At 71.8% G+C, this 18685-nt stretch carries 18 protein-coding genes; 7 read left to right on the forward strand and 11 right to left on the reverse strand.

The genetic code is table 11. The features are described 5' to 3' along the window. Window positions 1-12: 12 nt before the first annotated feature. Window positions 13-993, reverse strand: coding sequence for an enoyl-CoA hydratase/isomerase family protein (locus DSM112329_RS10225; protein ID WP_354701717.1), 981 nt, complete (start codon window positions 991-993; stop codon window positions 13-15). A gap of 56 nt (window positions 994-1049) precedes the next feature. Between DSM112329_RS10225 and DSM112329_RS10230 the strand changes: the two genes are divergently transcribed. Continuing rightward, on the forward strand, window positions 1050-1568 hold the full coding sequence (locus tag DSM112329_RS10230; RefSeq protein WP_354701718.1) for a nuclear transport factor 2 family protein: 519 nt from the start codon (window positions 1050-1052) through the stop codon (window positions 1566-1568). Window positions 1569-1619: 51 nt separating this feature from the next. On the opposite strand, the gene DSM112329_RS10235 is transcribed toward DSM112329_RS10230, so the two are convergent. The 4 genes from DSM112329_RS10235 to DSM112329_RS10250 all read right to left on the reverse strand — a co-directional run bounded on the left by DSM112329_RS10235 (window position 1620) and on the right by DSM112329_RS10250 (window position 4972). After that, on the reverse strand, window positions 1620-2051 hold the full coding sequence (locus tag DSM112329_RS10235; RefSeq protein ID WP_354701719.1) for a tautomerase family protein: 432 nt from the start codon (window positions 2049-2051) through the stop codon (window positions 1620-1622). A gap of 76 nt (window positions 2052-2127) precedes the next feature. Further along, window positions 2128-2601: a helix-turn-helix domain-containing protein gene (locus tag DSM112329_RS10240; RefSeq protein ID WP_354701720.1), complete on the reverse strand. Its 474-nt coding sequence runs from the start codon at window positions 2599-2601 to the stop codon at window positions 2128-2130. Window positions 2602-2659: 58 nt separating this feature from the next. After that, on the reverse strand, window positions 2660-4393 hold the full coding sequence (locus tag DSM112329_RS10245; RefSeq protein ID WP_354701721.1) for a GAF domain-containing protein: 1734 nt from the start codon (window positions 4391-4393) through the stop codon (window positions 2660-2662). A gap of 9 nt (window positions 4394-4402) precedes the next feature. Beyond that, entirely contained in the window at window positions 4403-4972 is a 570-nt protein-coding gene (locus DSM112329_RS10250; protein ID WP_354701722.1) for a TetR/AcrR family transcriptional regulator, read from the reverse strand. 69 nt (window positions 4973-5041) lie between these two features. Here DSM112329_RS10250 and DSM112329_RS10255 point away from each other — a divergent pair, with 69 nt between their 5' ends. Continuing rightward, entirely contained in the window at window positions 5042-6187 is a 1146-nt protein-coding gene (locus DSM112329_RS10255; RefSeq protein WP_354701723.1) for a saccharopine dehydrogenase NADP-binding domain-containing protein, read from the forward strand. A gap of 242 nt (window positions 6188-6429) precedes the next feature. On the opposite strand, the gene nhaA is transcribed toward DSM112329_RS10255, so the two are convergent. The 4 genes from nhaA to DSM112329_RS10275 form a co-directional block, all read right to left on the reverse strand. Next, entirely contained in the window at window positions 6430-7659 is a 1230-nt protein-coding gene (gene nhaA, locus DSM112329_RS10260) for a Na+/H+ antiporter NhaA (protein ID WP_354701724.1), read from the reverse strand. Then, window positions 7656-8129, reverse strand: a complete 474-nt coding sequence (locus DSM112329_RS10265) for a CBS domain-containing protein (protein WP_354701725.1) — start codon at window positions 8127-8129, stop codon at window positions 7656-7658. The genes nhaA and DSM112329_RS10265 overlap by 4 nt, the downstream gene beginning before the upstream one ends. 12 nt (window positions 8130-8141) lie before the next feature. Next, window positions 8142-9392 (reverse strand): ArsB/NhaD family transporter, encoded by a 1251-nt coding sequence (locus DSM112329_RS10270; RefSeq protein ID WP_354701726.1) that lies wholly within the window; start codon window positions 9390-9392, stop codon window positions 8142-8144. Window positions 9393-9542: 150 nt separating this feature from the next. Beyond that, the gene (locus DSM112329_RS10275) at window positions 9543-10190 is read right to left on the reverse strand and encodes a TetR/AcrR family transcriptional regulator (protein ID WP_354701727.1); all 648 of its coding nucleotides are present in this window, start codon (window positions 10188-10190) and stop codon (window positions 9543-9545) included. Window positions 10191-10321: 131 nt separating this feature from the next. Here DSM112329_RS10275 and DSM112329_RS10280 point away from each other — a divergent pair, with 131 nt between their 5' ends. Then, window positions 10322-11809: a lipase family protein gene (locus tag DSM112329_RS10280; protein ID WP_354701728.1), complete on the forward strand. Its 1488-nt coding sequence runs from the start codon at window positions 10322-10324 to the stop codon at window positions 11807-11809. A 159-nt stretch (window positions 11810-11968) separates the two neighbouring features. Here DSM112329_RS10280 and DSM112329_RS10285 read toward each other — a convergent pair whose 3' ends face one another. Then, window positions 11969-12949, reverse strand: a complete 981-nt coding sequence (locus DSM112329_RS10285) for a zinc-dependent alcohol dehydrogenase family protein (protein WP_354701729.1) — start codon at window positions 12947-12949, stop codon at window positions 11969-11971. A gap of 78 nt (window positions 12950-13027) precedes the next feature. Between DSM112329_RS10285 and DSM112329_RS10290 the strand changes: the two genes are divergently transcribed. After that, on the forward strand, window positions 13028-13594 hold the full coding sequence (locus DSM112329_RS10290; RefSeq protein ID WP_354701730.1) for a helix-turn-helix domain-containing protein: 567 nt from the start codon (window positions 13028-13030) through the stop codon (window positions 13592-13594). A gap of 423 nt (window positions 13595-14017) precedes the next feature. On the opposite strand, the gene DSM112329_RS10295 is transcribed toward DSM112329_RS10290, so the two are convergent. Next, window positions 14018-15526 (reverse strand): lipase family protein, encoded by a 1509-nt coding sequence (locus DSM112329_RS10295; protein WP_354701731.1) that lies wholly within the window; start codon window positions 15524-15526, stop codon window positions 14018-14020. Between the two features lie 49 nt (window positions 15527-15575). Here DSM112329_RS10295 and DSM112329_RS10300 point away from each other — a divergent pair, with 49 nt between their 5' ends. The 3 genes from DSM112329_RS10300 to DSM112329_RS10310 all read left to right on the forward strand — a co-directional run bounded on the left by DSM112329_RS10300 (window position 15576) and on the right by DSM112329_RS10310 (window position 18578). After that, entirely contained in the window at window positions 15576-16175 is a 600-nt protein-coding gene (locus DSM112329_RS10300; RefSeq protein ID WP_354701732.1) for a TetR/AcrR family transcriptional regulator, read from the forward strand. 157 nt (window positions 16176-16332) lie between these two features. After that, on the forward strand, window positions 16333-17124 hold the full coding sequence (locus DSM112329_RS10305; protein WP_354701733.1) for a phosphodiester glycosidase family protein: 792 nt from the start codon (window positions 16333-16335) through the stop codon (window positions 17122-17124). Window positions 17125-17168: 44 nt separating this feature from the next. Next, window positions 17169-18578 (forward strand): glycosyltransferase, encoded by a 1410-nt coding sequence (locus DSM112329_RS10310; protein ID WP_354701734.1) that lies wholly within the window; start codon window positions 17169-17171, stop codon window positions 18576-18578. Window positions 18579-18685: the final 107 nt, after the last annotated feature.

An 18685-nucleotide genomic window follows, 5' to 3' on the forward strand; every position in this document is an offset into this window, starting at 1 on the left:
AGCGGCGCGGCGTCAGTCCGAGACAGCGCTCGGGGAGCTGCTGTACCTCCCTCCGGCGCGCGCCCTCGCGTAGTCCTCGGGCGCGTAGAACGGCAGGTCGTCCGTAGCGGTCGTCTGAGCGATGTAGTCGGCCATCAGCGCTCGCGCCTCCGGGCTCGTGAGCGTCGAGAAGAAGCCGGCGTTCTCCACGCGCATGCCGGCGTCGAGGTCGGCCGCGCCGCCGATGTACGCGCCGCGCTTGACGGCGGCGACCGCCGGCTTCAGCCGCCTGGCGAGGTGGCGGGCGAGCTCGTGGGCGCGGTCGAGCAGGTCGGCGGGGTCGAGCACCTCGTCGATGTAGCCGATCTCGAGCGCGGTCTCGGGGTCGACCGCGCTTCCCTCGAGCATGATCTTCAACGCCTGCTGTAAGCCGACGAGGCGGGTCAGGCGGACGGTCGCGCCGCCTCCGGGCGGGAAGCCGAGCAGGATCTCCGGCTGGCCGATGACGAAGTCGCCGGCGGCCATCAGCCGGTAGTCGCAGGCGAGCGCCAGTTCGGAGCCGCCGCCGAGCGCGGAGCCGTTGAGTGCGGCGATGAAGACCGCCCCGCAGCGGTTCATGCGCAGGAACGTGTCGTGGAAGTCGACGACCTCGATGACGCCGCTCAGCGGGGTCGGGCCGGCGGCTCTGCGCCCGCCGGGGACGCGGCGCGTCACCTGGGCAGCGCGGACGGCCGCTGATCCCAGGCGGGGGGAGACGTTCGGGCTGCCGGCGCCGGCGTCCTGCAGCCAGGACACGCTGGCGTGGGCGGCGAACCGCTCCGGGTGCGTGCCGGTGATCACAACGGCGCCGACGTTGTCGTCGTCCTCGGCTCGGGTGACGAGGGCGGCGAGGTCGGCGGCGATCTCGGGACCGAGCTCGCCTCGTGGCCCGCCGTGGAGTCGCGCGGTGAGCACGCGCCCCTGCTGCGTGACTTCGAGCCCGAGGGGCTGCGTGGCGGTGGCGTGAGTCGTCATAGCCGACCGTACCAGGCTGAGTTGTATATTTGTACTTAGACGGCTAGGCTTTCGACGTGCCCGGAATCGTCGACGCTGATGCCCACCCCGCTCCCGCTCGCGTGGAGAGCCCCGAACACTGGATCAAGCTCTTCGGTCAGGCGTTCGCAGCCGGGAGCTTTGCGAGCGTCGCTCGTCTGGCGGCGCTGACCCACCCCGGCTACCGGGCGGTCCAGCCGCAGGCTCCTGACGCGCTCGGGCCGGAGGGGATGCTCGACTTCTTCGCCCGCGTGTACGCCCTCGTGCCGGATCTCCGTGGCGAGGTCGTCGAGGCGAACGTGTACGACGGCGGTGTCTACGTCGATGTACGCCTCGGCGGGACCATCGGCGGGCGACCTGTGAGCTGGGTCGCGTGCGACCGGTTCTGGTTCGAGGACGGGCTCGTCAAGGGCCGCGTGACGTACTTCGACCCGCTGCCCCTGTTCGGAGCCGTCGCCATGCGGCCGCGGTCGTGGCGACGGTGGTGGCAGTCAGGCCTGGGGTTCCCCACGCGGAAGGTCTCGGGCAGCGTCGACCCTCGTTTTTCGACGACATGACGCCCACGGCTGAGTCCGCGCCCGCGAGCTGACGGGCGCGGGGAGCCGACGTCAGGGGGTGGCCAGCCCCAGCTCGCGGAGCCGGTCCTCGTGCTCGGCGAACCAGGCTGCTTCGTCCCCGGGCGCGGGCATGATCAGGCCGGCCTCCATCGCCACGCGCGGGTCGACCTCCTGGATCGCCATGAGTAGCTCGCCGCCGCTCTGTCCCGTCTCCGCGGTCCACATGGCGGCGAGGTCCTGCAGCAGCGCCTGCCGCACGGCGAGCTCGCGACCCTCGCGCACCTGGCCGACGATGATCGTCGTGTGCGACGGCTGGCCCGCGGTGAACAGGCGGCCGGGGGACACGTCCTGGAAGAGGACGTTGACGAAGATCGCCGGGGCCCCGGTGTTCTCGGTGTGGATCCGCGTGATCTCACCAGCGATCCGGCGGCGGATGTCGTCGGTGAGCAGGTCCTCCTGGGCGATCACCTGGTAGAGCGGCATGTCGTCCTCGTTTCGTCGTGGGTCGTGTGCCGCGACCGTACCACAGCTGAGTTTTTCTTCTGTACCTAGCATGGGGTCACGCGGGAACCGCCGGGAGCGCGCCCGGCCCGGGGATGATCACCCCGTCGTCCGGGCTCGAGACGACGTGCCCCTCGGTGCAGGTCAGCACGAGCTCCAGTGGTGCGCCGCAGGCGACGTGCTGCACGAGCATCGGCGGACCGTCGGCCGGGCCGCGGTGGCGATCGCCCCACTGCATGAACGCCATGAGGATCGGCATCAGCTCCTTGCCCGTCGCGGTCAGGCGGTACTCGTCGCGGGCCCGGCTGCCGGGCTCGCGGTACTCCGACCGCTCCAGGATGCCTTCGTCCACGAGCTTGCCCAGGCGCTCCGAGAGGAGGTTCCGCGGGCAGCCGAGCACCGTCATGAACTGCTCGAAGCGCGTCGCCCCGAAGAAGCTCTCGCGGATGATCAGCAGCGTCCACTTCTCGCCGAGGACCTGGAGTGTCGCGGCGATGGTGCAGTTGCTCGCTTGGTAGCTGGTGCGCTGCATGCCCTGGACGCTAGCAACGCTGGGTCACGAAACTGAACGTAGGCCGTCGACCGCGTGATCAGTCGAAAGGGTCGCTTCCGGCGGCGCGGAGGACGGCGAGCGCCTCGACGGAGACTCGCAGCTCAAGCAGTCTGCCTGGCCCGCCCTTGAGGTCGAGGACCTCCGTCAACTGGTCCAGTCGATAACGCATCGTGCTTTCGTGGATGTGGCACAGTCGAGCCGCGTGCTCGACACGGCCCTCGGCTCTGCAGTACGCGGCGAGGGTGTCGAGGAGCGGTATCCGCGCGACTCGGTCGGCGAGGTGGACGGCTCCGAGCGCCCGGCGGACCGTCGCGGCCGCGTCCTGGGAGTCGCCGTCGACGATCGTGCGGAACAGTCCGAGGTCGGCCACGTCGACGAGATCCTCGCGGCCCGGGTCAGCGGCCAGCGCCAGGCACGCGTCGGCTTGGCGCAGCGCGCGCTGGTGGTCGCCTGCCGCGGCGCGGCCGACCCCGGCCCGCACCAGCCCGCTCGTTCGCAACGCCTCGACGACGCTCGCATGGATGGAGGCCTCGGCCGGGAGCGCGAGGACCACCGAGTCACCGCGGTCGAAGGCCAGGACCGCGCTTCCCGCCGGGAGGCGGGACCGTACGGCCGAGCGGGCTTCCAGCAGCAGCGAGGTCGACCCGCGCAGCGGCCGGTGGCGCACCACCGCCATGACGGTCGCGGGCTCTGCCAGGTCGAGGCCCTGCCGAGCGGCGCGGATGGCGAGCGCTCGCGGCGCCGGTGCGGGCGTCGAGACGAGTTCGGCGAGGAGCTCACCGTGCAGCTGCCACTCCGCCTCCTCGGCGCGGCGGCGGGCCAGGAGCTCGGAGACGACAGCGGTGCTCGCGGCGTCGACCGCCTGCTCTTGGAGGTCGCTGAGCGAGTCGGCACCGTCGACCTGAATCGCCCCGAGCTCCTCGCCGGCGGCTACCAGCTCGCGCTGCACGTGCTCCGCCGCCGGGGGTCGGGTCAGCCGCGCGCCATCGGGCGCGTACCAGCCGGGTTCCTCGGCGACCACGTTCTGCTGGATGGACACCCCGCGTCCGAGCGCCGAGGCGAGCACGCGGGCGACGCCGGCCAGCCCGTCGCCGGCGATCAGGCCGGCGTGGACCCGCGCATCGATCGAGAGTGCGGCCTGCAGGTGCTTCGTTCGCCGCTCGACCTCGGCAAACATCGCACCGTTGCGGACCGTCATCGCGCCCTGGGCGGCGAGGGTCCCGAGCAGCACGCTGTCGCGCCGCTCGAACCGCGCGTCGCCCCGACGGCCGATGCACAGCAGGCCGACGAGCTCGCCGGCGATCAGCGGTGTGCAGATCAGGGCGCGTACGCCAGCCGCGATCAGCTGCACCTTCGATGCTGCGGGTGTACGGGTCGACCGGTCGAAGTCGTTGACGATCAGCGTCGCCTGCCGCCGCGCGGCCTGCGCCCCGAACCCGGACACGGACTGCCGGCCGATGTCGAAGTTCGCGTCGATGCCGACGTGGTGCACGACGACGAAGCCGTCTCTGTCGTGATCGACGAGCGACAGCCACCCGATGTCGGCGTCCAGGACGTCGACAGCGGCCTCGACGAGCACGCGCCGGGAGCCGACCGGGTCGAGTTCCTCAGCCTGCACTCGGCGCAGGGCCGCGAGGAGTGCCACCTGCTCGCCGACGCTGAGCTCGGCGCCGGCGGCGATGTCGTCGACGAGCTCGTCGGCGACACCGAGCTCGGGGACGAGCGCGGCGGGCGCGGCGCGTCCCGTCGGCTGCGCGTCGTCCTCGCTCATTGCCGCAGCCTAGATCGACGCGGATTGGTGTAGGAGCATGCGGAGGGCCTCCCGGTGCGGCGCGACGTCGGTGTCCTCGTTGATGGCGAGCAGGAGGCTCAGGCCGCTGCAGACCGCCAGGAACGCTTCGGCCACGTCGACGGAGCGCGGCCCGGGCGGCAGGGTGCCGTCGGCCCGGTGGGCCTCGATGGCGTCGGCGAGCCCGTCGCGCAGCTGCCGCTGGGAGGCGCCCACGACCGTTGCAAGCTCCGGGGAGGTGGACGCCAGGCCCCAGACCTGGGCGAGGAGCTTGGCCTGGCCCTCGTCCCGGGCGCGGGTTCTGAGGCCCTCCACGAGGTCGTCGAGTGCGTCGTCGTCGAGTGCTTCGATGGCCCCGTCGGACGCTGCGCACGCGACGGCGGTGACGAGCTCGTCCTTACCCTTGAAGTAGCTGTAGATCGCGCCGGTGGAGAGTCCCGACTCGGCGACGATCGCGGCCATCGACGTGCCGGCGAAGCCGTCCCGCGCGAAGCAGCGACGGGCTGCGTCGAGGATCTCCTCTCGCCGCCGGGCGAGGTGTTCGGCGTCCACCTTCGGCACGAGGAGACGAGCGTACCAAGCTGCCCACAATAAAGAACGAGGATTCGTTTTTTTGCTATAACGATCGCCATGACCCGAATCGACCCACCATCTAGCGACGCGTCGAAGGGCCCCCAGGCACCAGTCGTCGTCTACGGCGCGACCGGCTACACGGGCAAGCTCGTCACCGCGGAGTTCGCTCGGCGCGGTGTCCCGATGGTGCTCGCGGGCCGCTCGGCGGAGAAGCTCACGGCCGCGGCCGCACTGGCCGGCCCGCTCGTGCGAAACACGATCGTCGCGTCACTATCGGACCACGATGCGCTGTGCCGTGTTGCGGGCGCGGGGACGGTGCTGGCCAATTGCGCCGGGCCATTCGCCCACACCGGCGGCCCGGTCCTGCGTGCCTGCGCGGCAGCCGGGACCCACTACCTCGACACCACGGGGGAACAGGGCTGGATCCACAGGGCCTTCGAGGACCACGACGATGAGCTCCGCCGCGCCGACGTCGCGGCGGTGCCCGGAATGGGCCTGGACTTCGCGCCCGGTGACCTACTCGCGCACCTCGTCGGCGTGGCCGTCGAGCCGTGCACGCGGATCGTCATCGCCTACCACCTGGAGGGCTTCGGGATGACGCGCGGGACGCAGCGCTCCCTGCTCGAGGCGATGGGCGGCCGCGACATCGGCTTCGTCGACGGTGACTGGGCGACCGGCGCAGGTGCGCGACCGGTCCGCGAGTTCATGACGTTCCCCGGTGCCATCGGCCGGCAGCGCGTCGCCCGCTACCCGGCAGGCGAAGTCGTCACGGTGCCGCGGCACGTACGGACGGGGGAGATGGTCCTGCGAATCTCGGGCGCGTCGGTCATGCCGCGCGCGTCGTGGGTGCTGCCCGTCACCGCCCCGCTGTTGCCGTCGCTGCTCCGGACCCCGGCGAAGGGCCTCCTCGACCGGGTGATCGGCCGGCTGCCCGAAGGCCCTTCCGAGGACGCTCGTCGTGCCGTGCGCTGGACGATCACGGCCGAGGCCACCGGTCAGGACGGCCGCGTCGCCCGCGGCATCGTCAGCGGCCCCGACGTCTACGGACTCACAGCAGTGACGATCGCCGACGGTGCCGCCGCGCTCGGCGCCGAGAACTTCGCCGGCCGTGGGGTCCTGGCGCCCGCACAAGCGCTCGACCCCGCAACGACGCTCGACGCACTCGCGGAGTTCGGCGTCGAGTGGTCCGTCGATGCGCGCTAGTCCCGGCGGTGACGGCCCGGTCGTGACGCACTCGAGCCGCGGTGTCCGTGCACAGCCTGATCTACCTGGCCTAGACCCCTGGAAATGGGGTTCTCTGACCCAGCAGGACCCTCCTGATCTGGGTGGGCCCGGGCGGTCGCAGGTTCAAATCCTGTCTCCCCGACTCAGAGAAGCCCTGCAGAGCACGACGCGCCGGCGGTGCCGCTCTCGCCACGGCCCGCCCGCCGAGGCCGACCGCGCCGTCACTCGTGCGGCGTCGCCGCGGTCGGCGGGGGAGATCGCCGCAGAAGCATGATCCCCAAGATGCCGCTGAGGATCGACCCGGCGAGGATGCCGATCTTTGCCGTGTCGATCAGCGCCGGGTCGTCGTAGGCGAGCTGCGCGATGAACAGCGAGACGGTGAACCCGATGCCGCCGAGGGCGGCGGCGCCCCAGACCTGTGTCCGGGTCACCTCGGCGGGGAGCGTGCCCCAGCCCAGCCGCAGTGCCAGGAAGGTCGCGCCCGCGATGCCGAGGAGCTTGCCGACGACGAGGCCGGCGACGATGGCCCATGCCAGGGTGCTGTTCGCGGCGTCGGCGACTGCGCCGCCGCCGAGGTCGACGCCGGCGTTGGCCAGCGCGAACAGCGGGACGATGAGGAACGCGCTGTAGTTGTGCAGGCGGTCCTCGAGCTCCTCCAGGATGTTGCGGCCGCCGACCATCCCGGTCGGCGTCAGCAGGCCGAGCAGGACGCCGGCGATCGTCGCGTGCACACCGGACTCGTGCATCGCGACCCAGACCGCGAGGGCGAGCGGGACGTACTGCCAGGGGCGGACAAGGCCGAGCCGGCGCATCGCGAGGACCAGGAGGAGCCCGCTGCCCGCGCCGAGGAGCCAGCCGAGCTGGATGCCGTCCGCGTAGAAGACGGCGATGATCGCGATCGCGGCGATGTCGTCGACGATGGCGATCGTGAGCAGGAAGAGCTTGAGCGACGCGGGGATCCGGTCGCCCAGCAGCGCCAGGACGCCGACGGCGAACGCGATGTCGGTCGCGGCGGGGATCGCCCACCCGGACGCCGCCGGCGACCCGGTGGTGAGCGCGGTGAACACGAGCGCCGGCACGGCGACGCCGCCGATCGCAGCGACCACCGGGAGCGTCGCGGCACGCCGGTCCTGCAACTCGCCGCAGACGAGCTCACGTTTGATCTCCAGGCCGACGACGAAGAAGAAGACGGCCATCAGGCCGTCGTTGACCCAGTGACCGAGGTCCTCGGAGATCGCGAGGTCGCCGACCCCCAGCGTGAGGGTGGTGTGCCAGAGGTCGACGTACTCCTCGCTCCACGGGCTGTTGGCCCACACGAGCGCGACGACGGTGGCGATGGCCAGCACGATCCCGCCGGCGGCCTCGTCGTGGAGGAACTCCGTGAGCGGGTCGATCGCGCCGCGGACCTTCCGGGTCGCGGTGACGATCGGGCCGGGCGTGGCGTCGTTCATGCGTCGTCGGCTCGTGCGACCACGCGTGTCGCGAGCTCGCGGAAGAACGCCGTGCGGGTGACGACGCCGACTACGCGGCGGTTCTCGGTGACCGGGACGATGAGGACGCGGTGATGCAGGAAGACCTCGGCGAGCTGCGCGTCGGCCGCGTCGACGTCCACGTCGACGTGCTCGGTGTTTGCGTACGTGCCCACCGGCTCGGCGACGCAGCCCGAGCGACGGTCGATCGTGTCGTCCAGGCTGTGGGTCAGGAAGCGCGCGGAGCCGAGCTGGCTCAGATAGCCGGGGAACAGGGCGCCGATGAACTCGCGCTCCCCGAAGATCCCGCGGAACGCGCCGCTCTCGTCGACGACCGGGATCGCCGGGAGCCTGGAGTCGATGAGCAGCTGCAGCGCGTCGCTGACCGGCCGGCTCGACGTCACGGTCGGTGCGTCGCGCAGGATCGTGGCCTCGGTGATGGAGCGGGGCATGCGTCTGGTCTCCTAGACGTAGCGCAGCGTGATGTACGCGGTGGCGATGAGCAGGGACACGAAGGTCACGGGAATGCCGACCTTGAGGAACTCGACGAAGCCGATCCGCCGGCCGGCGCGCTCGGACAGGCCCGACGCGGCGACGTTGGCCGCGGCCGCGATGATGGTGGCGTTGCCGCCGAAGCACGCGCCGAGCGACAGCGCCCACCAATAGGCGGCGTCGTCGGTCTCGTTCAGCTGCTCGACCACCGGGATCATCGCCGTCGTGAAGGGGATGTTGTCCACGATGCCCGAGGCGATCGCGCTGAACCACGTGATGCCGAGCAGCTCGGCGGTCCGGTTGCCGCCGGTGACGTCCGCGATCGCGTCGGCCATCTCGCCGATCGCCCCGGTCTCCTCGAGGGCGCCGACCATGACGAACAGGCCGATGAAGAAGAAGATCGTCGGCCATTCGACGCTCGCGAGCGTCTTCTCGATGGCCTGGGTGGTGATCAGCAGCATGAGCGCCGCCCCGGCGAGAGCGACCGTGGCCGGCTCGATGTGGAGGGGCTTGTGGACGAAGAACAGCGCGATCGTCCCGAGCAGCACGGGGAGCAGGCGCTTCAGCTCGGCCATGTCCTCGATCGCCTTGTCCGCGTCGAGCTCCATCACGCGCGCTCGTGCCTCCGGCGCGACCTGCAGCCGCGATCGGTAGAGGTAGTACAGGAGCGTGATCACGACGACGAAGGTGATGATCACCACCGGCGCGAGGTTGAAGAGGAACTCCGAGAAGCTCAGGCCGGTCGCCCCGGCGATCAGGATGTTCGGCGGGTCGCCGATCAGCGTCGCGGTCCCGCCGATGTTCGACATGAAGATCTCGATCAGCACGAGCGGGATCGGGTCGATGTCCAGCGCGTCGGCGAGCAGGAAGGTGATCGGCACCATCAGCAGCACCGTCGTGAGGTTGTCCAGGAACGCGCTGAGCAGCGCCGTGGATCCGCCGAGCAGCAGCACGAGGGCCAGCGGCCGGCCCTTGCTCGCCTGACCGGCGCGAATCGCGAGATACGTGTAGAGGCCGGTCGTCTCGGTGAGCTTGACCACGATCATCATCCCGACGAGCAGGCCGATCGTGGCCCAGTCGATCGCCAGGATGGCGGCTTCCTGATCGATGGTCTGCGTCAGCAGCGCGATGACGGCGCCGGCGAGCGCGATCTTCGTGCGGTCGACCTTTTCGCTGGCGATGATCGCCAGCGCGACGACGAAGAGGATGATGGCGAACGTCACGGGAAGCGGGGCTCCTTCAGAGCAGGGGTCGACGTCGTGCCGACCAGGCTTCCCGGCTCACCGCAGCCGAGTCTACTCGGGCATCCTCGCGGGAGGGCTACGGCAAGCGCCCTGCGCAGGGCGCCGGCCGGGTGAGCGTCGACCGGCGAGTCAGCCCCGGGAGGCGGTCTTCGGCCGCGCGGCCCGGGCAGATCCCAGCGCGGCGATGCGCTGGTCACGGCTGTAGCGCCAGATCGCCTCGACGGCGGCCGGGTCCGATTGGCGGCCGACGAGCATGGCCAGCCCGCGCATCTCGGCGAGCGCGCTCGAGACCCACAGGACGAATTGCTCGCCGTCCGGCAAGGGGTCCAGCCGCTGCGGACCGATGGCCATGATGTCGTGCGCCAGCGCGAGCTCCAGCGGCGCGAGCGTCCGGAGCAACGCGGGGTCGGTTCGGGCAGCGATCCACACCTCGCTTGCGGCGTGCCACACGCGGCTCTTGTGCGCCTCCCAGACTGCGTCGAGCAGGAACGGGATCGGGTCGCCTTCGCCGTGACGGCTCAAGACGTCGAGCACAGCAGCGCGCTGCTGGTCCCAGAGTCTGGTGATCGTCGCGGTGAGCAGCTGCTCGCGGTCCGGGAAGTGATGAAGCACAGCTCCGCGGGACATCTGCGCGAGCTGCGCCACCCGCCCGAACGACAGTGCGGCATACCCCTCGTCGACCAGGCAGTCAGCGACGGCATCGAGGATCCGCTCCTGCGCGCCCGCGCTGCGCTCGGCCTGGGTGCGGCGTGGTGCGGCCGTCGGTCGTGCCGGCATCGGGGCAAGGTACCGCACCGGCCGGCAGTTGCCGACCGTTCGTCCGGTAACTTGCAGACCGATCAGCTTGTAAGTACGGTTCGCCGCCGCGGCAGTCGCCGCGCGGGAATCTGAGGAGGGGTCTGGCTCGCATGCTGCGTTCGGAACGGATGGCGGGACGGGTCGCACGGCGCGTGCTGGTGGCGACCGTCGCGTCGTGGATCCTGGTTTCCGGCTCTGCGGGTGCGCTCGTCCCGCCGGAGGACGATCCGTTCTACGTCCCCCCGGCCGGACTCGCGGCACAGGCACCCGGCACGGTGCTCAAGTCGCGGGCGGTGACGCTGATGGGCACATCGCCTGCGTCGACGGCCGCGGCCCATCAGCTGCTCTACCGCACGACCGACGCGCACGGCAAGCCGATCGCCACGGTGACGACCGTCCTGCTCCCGAGGGCGCCCGCACGCGCCGCGCGACTCGTCGCGTTCAATCAGGCCTACGACAGCCTGACCCTCGCTTGCGCACCGTCCTACAAGATGCAGTCCCCGCCGTCAGCTCTGCGCCTGGTCGAGGACGAGCAGGCCGCCGGCCTGCTCCGGCGAGGCTGGACGGTGACGATCGCCGACTACGAAGGGCCGGAATCGGCGTGGACGGTCGGACGGCTCAGCGGGCAGGCCACCCTCGATGCGATCCGCGCGACCTTGCGCTTCGCCCCCGCCGGCCTGGATGCGCAGACACCGGCGGCGAGCATGGGGTACTCCGGCGGAGCGATTCCGGCGATGTGGGCGAACGGCCTGTGGAAGACCTACGCCCCCGAGGTGAACTTCGTCGGGATTGCCGCCGGCGGCCTGCCGGCGGACCTCGAGGAGGCGCTGCGCCGCATCGACGGGAGCGTGTTCTTCGGCGCCGCGTTCGGCGTCCTGGCCGGCACCATCCGTGGCTACCCCGAGCACTCAGCCATCGTCGACCGCCTCCTGAACGCCCGCGGGAAGGAGGAGACCGCCAAGGCGGGCCGCGACGCCGGCGGCTGCAGCGGCTCGGTCACCCAGGCGCCGTTCGGCCGCGTCGCCGACTACTTCGTCGGAGTCAGGAGCGGTGCTGAGCTCGCCGACCTGTGCGAGGTCCAGCCCGTGCTGGCAAAGACGGCGATCACGTCCGGTCCCGTCTTCGGTGCCCCGGCGTTCCTCTACCACGAGCAGCACGACCAGCTGGCGCCGGTAAAGGCCGCCGACGACCTGGTGGCGTTCAACTGCCGCCGCGGAGTCCCGATCGAGTACGTGCGCGATCCCCTCGGCGAGCACATCGTCGGCGGGTTGACGTACGCCCCCGTCGCCACGCGATGGCTGGCCGACCGCTTCGACGGCAAGACCGTCCCCAACACGTGCACGGAGCGGTCCATGGCTGGGGCGGCGGCCGCCCCAGGACCGTGCGCGTCGCGCCGTGTGGTCCGGTACACGCTCCCGCGCGGCGCCACCCGTGTCCGGTTGCTGGTCGGGGGCAACCGCACGAAGGTCGTGCGCACCGGCCGTGTCCTGGCCGTCTCCCTGGTCGGCCTGCCCCGGGGGAGGGTGAGCGTGAAGATCACCGCACGCGTCGGGTCCCGCAACTACACGAGGCGCAGCACGCTGCACCCGTGCGCCTAACGGGCCGGGTGAGCAGCACTGGACGTCAGCCAGACGCTCAGGATGATTGCCAGAGCCTGCGCGGCTGACGCGCGGGGTCGGGACGCGGCACCTCACCGTTGGCCGCGCCTCGCACCTTGGGAAGACCGCCGGCCCCCCTGACGTCGGAGCAGGCTCGGCCTAGGCGATGCGCAGCAGGACCTTGCCGGTGCGGTCGGAGCGGGCGGCGTGCGCTAGGGCGGTGGCCCAGTCCGTAAGCGGGTAGGTCGCGTCGATCGACGTGGCGAGGGTGCCGTCGGCGACGAGGGCGCCAAGGGCGCGGTAGGTCTCGGCGACAACCTCGGGCGGGGTGGCGGTGAGCCAGTGGTTCACCCAGAAGCCGTGGATGTGGAGACCGCGGAAGACGAGGTCCAGGACGCCGGTCGCAAGCGGCTGCATGTTGCGTGCGGAGTACGCGACGATGCTGCCCCCGACCTTCAGCCGACCGGCGAGGGCGAGGACGGGCGCGCCGCCGACGGCGTCGATGACGAGCTCGAGCTGGTCGCCGCCCAGCAGCGCGTCGACCTGGGCGCCGAGGTCGTCCGATTCGACGAGGACGGTGTCGGCGCCGGTGGCGCGGAGCTGCTCGACGGACTCGGGGCGGCGGACGATGTCCAGGACGCGGAGGCCGAGGCTGCCGGCGATGGCGCGGACGTAGCCGGCGGTGGCCGAGGTGGCAGCGGTCTGGGCGACCCAGGCACCGGGCGCGAGGGTGGCGTACTCGTGGAGCATGGCCCAGCCGGTCGCGCCGTTGATCCCGAGCATCGCGACCTGCTCGGCGTCGGCGTTGATGGCGATCGCGTCGTCCGCGTCGACGGTGACGTGACTCTGCCAGGTCCAGTGGCCGCGGCTCGGGACGATGAGCACGCGTTCGCCGACGCGGGCGGGGTCGACGCCGGCGCCGGCCTCCACGATGCGGCCGCACCCCTCGGTGCCGATGGCCGACGGCAGCTCGGGGCGCAGGCCGTAGACGCCGTTGATGAGCATCAGGTCGGACGGGTTGATCGGGGTGGCCTCGATGGCCACGGTGACCTCGCCCGTCGCGGGTGGGACGGCGTCCACCTGGTGGAGCTCGATCGACGGTGCGTATGTGTCGAGGCGAAGTGCGTGCTGTTCGGACATGGCCTGGGGTCGCTTTCAAGCGTTGTGGAGCGGACGCTCTGGAACGTACCAGAGTGCTTGCTCTAGTACGCTGGCGACGTGGCCCGTCCCGATCGGCATCGCGCAGACCTGGTGGCGCAGTCGGCGCGGCTGCTCCGGCGCAAGGGGTACACGGCGACGAGCGTCACGGAGATCCTCAACGCGGCCGGCGCGACCAACGGGTCGCTCTACCATCACTTCCCCGGCGGCAAGGAAGACCTGGCCCGCGCGACCGTGCAGGGCGCCGGCGAGCAGATCCTCAGGTACGTCCAGCACCTGCTCGACACGTCGGACGATGTGGCCGCGGCGGCTCAGGCCTGGATCGACGCGATGATCGCCGCGCTCCGCGCCGACCCTCGCGACGGTTGTCCGATCGCTCCGGCGGCGATCGAGTCGGCCGGCATCAGCGAGCCGCTCCGCAGCGTCGCCGCCGACGCGTTCGCCGCCTGGGAGGAGGCCTTCGCGGCGGCGCTTGCCCGCGACCGGCCCCTTGCGACCGCACGCGCCCAGGCCGGCCTGCTGCTCAGCGCGCTCGAGGGCGCGCAGCTGCTCGACCGCACCGGGCGGCAGTGCGGGCACCTGCTCGCACTGCGCGAGGCCGTCCCGGCGCTGGTCGCGCGTCCGTGACAGATCGTCCGGTCGCGCCCGGGCGGCGCGTCGACGCAGAACGTCGACGACGGCCGCATCGAGCAGCCGGTCCGTTAGGACGCTTGTACTAGGTGTCGTCACGCGGCCGGGCGCCCACACCGAGATCGACGGCCCCCACCTCACGGGCGCGAGCTGCTCGTGGGGGCCGGGCATCGAAGGCGTCCTGCACAGCGGCGTCTACGCGGCCTCCACAGTCCTGGGCCGTGAACTCACCCGCGAGGTCCGAGCGGGCGCCGTCCTCGGCACCCGTCCAGGCTCACGCCGATGGGCATGACTGGGGTCCGCTCGCGGTCTAACGCCGGCTCTCCGAGAAGCGCCCGGGGCAGAGAACGGCGCTCCGTGCGACGTGGAGCATGCATCTGGTGCTCACTGTCGCACGGAGCGCGGGTGGCAAGTAGCGGGCTAGGCAGACCGCCCGGCGACGCGTGCGGTGGCGATCGTCTTGCCGCGAAGGAGCAGCCGTGCGGTGCGGGCCTTGGTGGAGCGGGCGACGGTGATGGCCGCCACGCCTTTCTGGTTCGTCCGCGTCTGCCGACCGCCGAAGCGGATCGTCGCGCCGGACAGCGCTCTGCCGGTTGCGGTGCGGGCACGGAAGCGCACCGTCATGCGGCGTCCGGCGTACGTGCGGCCGAGCACCTTCAGCGTGGCCTTCCGCGTCGTGGTGCTGGGGGGTGTGGGGAGAGCCGTCGTGTTGCGCGGTGGGCAGGTGCTCGGCGCGGGCCGCCCGGCGAAGCGGTCGTCGAGGTAGTCGATGGCGGGGACGACGTATCTGAGGCCGCCGATGGCGTGTTCGCCGAGGCGGTCGCGGACGTATTGGATGCGGGCGCCCTTGGCGCACTGGGCGGCGACGGCGTGATCGGCCTGCTCGACGAAGGCGAGCTGATCGCCGACCTCGTGGAAGAGGAACGCCGGTGCTGACATGGGCGGTGCGAGGGTCACGTCGCCGTGGGCGAAGGCCTTCTGGACCTGCAGGAGCGCCGCGAGCGCCTTGCCGTCGGGCAGCTTGAAGTAGTCGGAGGTCTTGCCGAGGGGCTGGGAGGTGACCACACCGCCGCACCCGTATCCGTCGGCTGCGGCGGTCGCGACGACGTCCTTGCCGTGGTCGTTGAGCAAGGCCTGGAGGCCCAGCTCGGGGAAGGCGCGATCGGTCCCGATGAAGACGCCGATCAGCGCGCCGAAGAAGGGGCTGCCGTCGATCCGCGGGAGGACCTCGATCAGCCGGGCCGGCAGGTCGGATGCGGCAACGCCGACGAGGTTGACGTCGGGCGCGTACTCGGCGCGGAGGATGCTCGACCACATCGTGGGGATCGCGCCGCCTGAGGTGCCCATGGCGGTCACCGGTGTGTCGGGGCTCATGCCGGCCTTGCGTGCGCGGGTGATCGCGCGGGCGCCGTCGAGCACGGACTGCCCGGCCAGGGGTGCGGCGGTCCACTGCGCCTCGAGGCCCTCGTAGTCGACGACCAGGACGTTCCAGCCCTGCCGCAGCAGCATGCCGTAGACGGGGCCCTCGATCACGGTCGCGAGCCCGACCCCGAACTCCTGCAGGGTGCGCGACGGGGAGCAGTCCAGCGACAGCGAGTCGTAGGCGGGGCTGTACAGCACCAGCGGCCTCGGCCCCGTCGGCGGCTTGGCCGGCTCGAGCAGCGTGGCGGCCGTCGCCGTGGGCCGGCCCGACGAGTCGGTCGTGCGGAAGAAGATCTGCTCGCTGTCCGCGGCCGCCCCGCCGAAGAGGCTGACGTTGGTCTGCACGGTGCGGCTGCGGATGACGGCGCCGGGGGACAGCGACGCGATGTTCGCCGGCACGGCGTAGAACGGGTCCTCGGACGCCTTCGGCAGCTGGGCGGACGCTGCCGTCGGCGCTGCCAAGCCCGCGGCGATCATGAGGACGGAGAGACGACACCGGAAGGACACGATACGAAACTAGCAGTGATCGTACTGTCATGTGTACTACGATTCACAGGTGGCTCTCATCGACGCGTGGCCTGCGACCCAACCGCGCCGGTTCAGCGAGCGCCAGCACGCCGTGCTCGACGCGCTCGAGCAGGTCTTCGACGAACGCGGCCTGAGGGCCGTCACGCTCAGCGATCTGACCGCGGCGGCCCGCTGCTCGCGCACGACGCTGTACGACATCGCTCCGGGCAAGGAGCAGCTGTTCCTCGTCGTCCTCGACCGCGTCATGCGCCGCATCGCTGCCGGCGGCCGCGACGCGGCCGCCCGCGTCGACGACCCGATCGAGCAGGTCGCTGCCATCACCACCGCGGCCGCCGCGGGCCTCGGCCGGATGTCCCCGGTATTCCTGGACAGCGTGAATGCCCACCCAGCGGCGACACTGCTCTACGAGCGTCACGTCAGCGACGCCCGCGACACCGTCGAGCGGGTCATGCAGCACGCCATCGACCAGCGCCTCTGCCGACCGATCCACCCGCGGGTCGTCGCCGACTCCCTGATCGTCCTGGCCCTCCACTTCGGTGGGCCCCGCGCGATGCCCGCGCACGATCTTGGGCCGACCGAAGCGCTCCGTCAGGCGCTCGACCTGCTCGTCGCCGGGCTACGCGCCTAAGCACGACCACCCACCGCCGGGCGAGCGCATACCCGCAAGCTCGGAAATGCCCGATGCGAGCGCCTCGCCGACGGCGAGACCCGGATCGTCACACCTTCCGCCGGTGGCGCCCTGAAGATGGACGAAACCCCTGCCGACCACGGGGGTACGGAGCATCGTGAGCCAGCAGCGCGCCCTCATACCCGCGGTTCCAGCCGCAGAGCCCGTCCTTCGGCCCTCGCTCGAGACGCTGCAGCCGCGCCTCGCGGACGGCCGGACGACCAGCGTCTACGTGGCCGCGTTCCCCCTAGCCGGCCTGCAGTTGAGCGTGCGCCGCCTCGACGAACCGGCGACGCTCGTGCGCTGGTGCCGCGATGCGGGCGTCCAGCACGCGATCGTGGGTGGCTTCTTCGTCCGGCCGCACAACTCGCCGCTCGGGGAGCTGCGCATCGACGGCCTCCCGATCGCGCACGTGCCCTTCACCGCTCCGTGGGACAGGGTGCGCGCAAGCGTCCACGCCGGCCCGGCCGGCGTCGCCATCGCGCGCCGGCACGAGCTGCCGGCTGCCCCGGACGGCGACCTGCTGCAGGCCGGACCGCTCCTCGTCCGCGACGGCGCGAGCGCCATCACCGCGCTGGACGAAGAGGGCTTCAGCGCAGGAGCGGACCAGTTCGACTCGGACATCAGCGACGGCAGGCACCCGCGGTCGGCTCTCGCGCTGACCGACACGCACCTGCTCGCGGTCACCTGCGACGGTCGTCACGAGAGCGACGCCGGGCTGACGCTCGGTGAGCTGGCCGCCCAGCTCGTCGCACTCGGTGCGCGATCGGGCATGAACCTCGACGGCGGGGGCTCCACCGCGCTCGTCTGCGACGGGGCGCTCGTCAACCGGCCCCGAGAGCAGCACGGGGTGGACCTGCTGGACGGGCGCCCGATCTCGACCGCGCTCGTCCTCTCGTACGGCGCCTGACGCCCGCGGAGCATCGCGGCACGCGGGTGCCATAGTGGAGGGACTTGACTCCTGGCCTACGCGTTGTCTCCGGAACCATCTTCTACCCCCGGGGCGGCTCGTCGTTCGTGACACGGGCGCTGACCCGCGGCCTCGCCGCCGACGAAGGCGTCGAGGTCACCCTGCTCGCGGGGTCGCGCCACGATCAGTCGGGCCACGGGGACGCCCGCCGGTTCTACACCGGGCTGGACCTGCACGAGGTCGACTTCACCCCGTCCCTCGCCGCCGCCGATCCGACAGCTCACCGGGCGACGGTCCCGGGCACCGCACCACTGCAGCCCTCCTACGAGGACCGGCCGAACGCCAGCGACCGCGTCTTCACCCGCCTGGACGCTGCGGCGTTCGAGGAGCACGTGAGCGCGTGGTCCCGCGAGCTCGTGGACGCGGGCGCGGCGACCGCCGACGTCCTGCACCTGCACCACCTGACGCCGCTGCACGAGGCCGCGGCCCGCGTCGCCCCCGACGTGCCGGTGGTGACGCACCTGCACGGGACGGAACTCCTTCTCCTGGAGGCGATCGAGGCCGGCGAGCTGGGCGGACCGCACGCGCAGGCGTGGCGCGAGCGGCTGTGCCGGTGGGCGCACACGAGCGCGTGCCTGATCGTCGCCCCGGGCAACCGCGCCCGCGCCATGCGCGTGCTCGACCTCGGCCGCGACCGGTTCGCGGAGCTTCCCAACGGCTTCGACCCGGTCACCTTCCGGCCGCTGCGCGTGAACCGCGAGGCCGTCTGGCGTCGCGTCCTGGTCGACGAGCCGCGTGGCTGGCTGCCGGATGCGGGGCCCGGGTCGATCGCCTACGACGCGGACGTCCTCGAGCGCTTCCGGCACGGACCCGTCGTGCTCTTCGTCGGGCGGTTCACCAGCGTCAAGCGGTTGCCGCTCCTGTTGGACTGCTTCGCAGCCGCCCAGGCACGAACCCCGCTCGGCGCGACGCTCGTCCTCGTCGGCGGGCATCCCGGCGAGTGGGAGGGTGAGCATCCGGCCGACGCCGTCGCCCGCCTCGGGCGCGACGACGTGCTGCTCGCCGGCTGGCACGAGCAGGACGAGCTGCCCGAGCTCCTGGCTGCGGCCGACCTGCTGGTGCTGCCGTCCGCGCGGGAGAGCTTCGGGCAGGTGATCGTCGAGGCGATGGCGTGCGGCGTCGCGCCGGTCGCGGCCGCGTCCCTCGGCCCCGCGAGGATCATCGAGGACGGACGCACCGGCTGGCTCTTCGACGTCGACGACGCCGATGCCCTGACGCACGCTCTCACCGAAGCGCTGTCGGATGCGGGTGAGCGGCAGCGTCGCGCCGCTGCGGGCGAGCGGTCCGCGCTCGAGCGGTTCACCTGGCCGGCGGTCGCCGCGCAGCTGGCGGACCTCCTTCGCGCGGCCGCCGGCGACGTTCCCCGCCAGACGCAGAGCACCCGGGACCGCTGACGCTCTTCGCTGCAAGTCACCAACCTGCGGCCGGTGCCGGCGTTCAGGTTCGTGCAGCGACGCTCGCGTCGGTCGCCCCGACCGTGGCGACAACAGCGTCGTCCACC

The sequence above is a fragment of the Paraconexibacter sp. AEG42_29 genome (assembly GCF_040581415.1).
Taxonomy (GTDB): domain Bacteria; phylum Actinomycetota; class Thermoleophilia; order Solirubrobacterales; family Solirubrobacteraceae; genus Paraconexibacter.